The sequence below is a fragment of the Aminobacter sp. P4_D5 genome, assembly GCF_056401815.1.
The window spans coordinates 1-1,806 of record NZ_JBFUIP010000347.1; the positions used below are offsets into that span (position 1 = coordinate 1).

Annotated in this window: 2 protein-coding genes; both read left to right on the plus strand. The window is 52.7% G+C overall.

Annotated features, from left to right (window positions below):
- Positions 1-882, plus strand: an 882-nt coding sequence (locus AC1DWF_RS31720; protein WP_476842529.1) for a carbohydrate ABC transporter permease, incomplete at its 5' end; no start/stop codon positions are given.
- Complete coding sequence (locus tag AC1DWF_RS31725) at positions 879-1,736, plus strand: carbohydrate ABC transporter permease (RefSeq protein WP_476786103.1); 858 nt, start codon at positions 879-881, stop codon at positions 1,734-1,736. The genes AC1DWF_RS31720 and AC1DWF_RS31725, both read left to right, overlap by 4 nt.
- Positions 1,737-1,806 lie beyond the last annotated feature (70 nt).

Genomic DNA, 1,806 nt, shown 5'->3' on the forward strand with positions numbered 1-1,806 from the left:
GACCACAAGATGCGAAGTACCTCCAACCACATAATTGCATTGCTGGTTCTGATCCCCAGCGCCGTTGTCGCGATTTACTTCATCTGGGGATTTGGCGGCTACACGGTCTTTCTGTCAGCGACGAAATCAACGTTCTTGCCAGATTATAACATCATAGGAACCAAGAACTTCGTGGCGCTGTTTGCCGACCACCGGTGGTGGGTTGCCTACAGAAACATGTTCATCTTCGGTGGCCTGTATCTGTTCGGCTGCATAGCAGGGGGAGCCATCCTGGCTGTCCTGCTAGACCGGCTGACGAAAGGCGAAACCCTTTTCAGGACTGTCTATCTTTACCCGATGTCACTCTCGCTGGTGGTCACAGGCTTGTCGTGGCAATGGTTGCTCAATCCGACCAGTGGCATTCAGCAGATTGTGCGCGACGCCGGGTTCGAAAACTTCAAGTTTGACTGGTTGGTTTCACCCGACCGCGCCATTTATGCTGTGGCGTTTGCTGCCATCTGGCACGGAACAGGACTGATTATGATCCTGTTTCTGTCCGGCATAAAATCGACGGATGTGGAACTGTGGAAGGCCGCCAAAATCGACAATATTCCGGTTTGGCGCGTCTATGTCAGCATTATCTTTCCGCAGCTTCGGGCCACGTTGCTGACAGCTGTGATGCTCTTAGGGTTCCAGGTGGTGCGCAGTTTCGACGTAGTGGTGGCGCTGACCAATGGTGGGCCTGGTTTCGCCTCCGACGTTCCAGCGCGCTATGTCTTTGAATACTTCTTTCAGCGCGGCGAGATTGGTCGAGGTGCTGCCGGTGCCGTCGTGATGGTGGCGACCATGATCGCGATTATCCTGCCCTATCTCATTTACGAATTGCGGAGCAAAGAGGCATGAAATTCCGATACACAATCCGCTCTGCCTTTTATTACGCTGCACTCTTTCTGTTTGCACTCTACTTCCTGGCACCGGTCTACGTCATGGTTGTCGCATCGTTCAAACCGCTCGATGAAGTGCGTAACTCCTCAATCATTGCACTGCCGCAGGTCTGGTCGATCGAGCCTTGGATCAAGGCCTGGTCCGGTGCTTGCACAGGCATGAGTTGCGAGGGGATTCGCCCCTATTTTATCGCTACATTCGAAATCGCGATCCCGGCGGTGATCCTGGCAGTGTTGTTTGGCGCACTTAATGGCTACGTGATGGCCAAGTGGCGGAGCCGGAGCGCAGACATCCTGTTTGGTCTGTTGCTAATCGGCAGCTTCATTCCACTACAGCTGTTTCTGGTTCCTTTGGCGATCACACTGCGTGAGCTCAATATCTTCGGAACCACGCTTGGTTTGATCCTGATCCATACAATCTACGGCATTCCGCTGACAACTATGTTATTTCGCAACTATTACGTCACCTTGCCCAACGAACTGGTGAAGGCGGCGATAATGGATGGCGCGGGGTTCTTCAAGATCTTCTTCCATATCATCTTGCCCCTTTCGCCCTCGATTGTCGTGGTGGCGGTCATCCTGGTTTTCTCCGGGGTCTACAACGACTTCCTGTTTGCACTGACGTTTGGCGAAACCGGCAAGAAGCCGATCATGGCTGCCGTCCAGAACATCGTGGGCTCCTCGTATGGGGTCAAAGAATACAATGTGAACATCGCTGCGGTGATGATTTCTGCATTGCCAACTTTGCTGCTGTTTCTGGTCGCTGGAAAGTTTTTCGTGCGCGGGCTGACACAAGGCGCGGTCAAGGGATAATAATGTGTCACTAGAACTTACCAATATCAGCAAGACCTACGGAATGGTTGAAGTCCTCAAGGACATCAAC

Coding starts and splice junctions, on each gene's coding strand:
- AC1DWF_RS31725 (WP_476786103.1), top strand. CDS start 879: ATGAAATTCCGATACACAATCCGCTCTGCCTTTTATTACGCTGCACTC.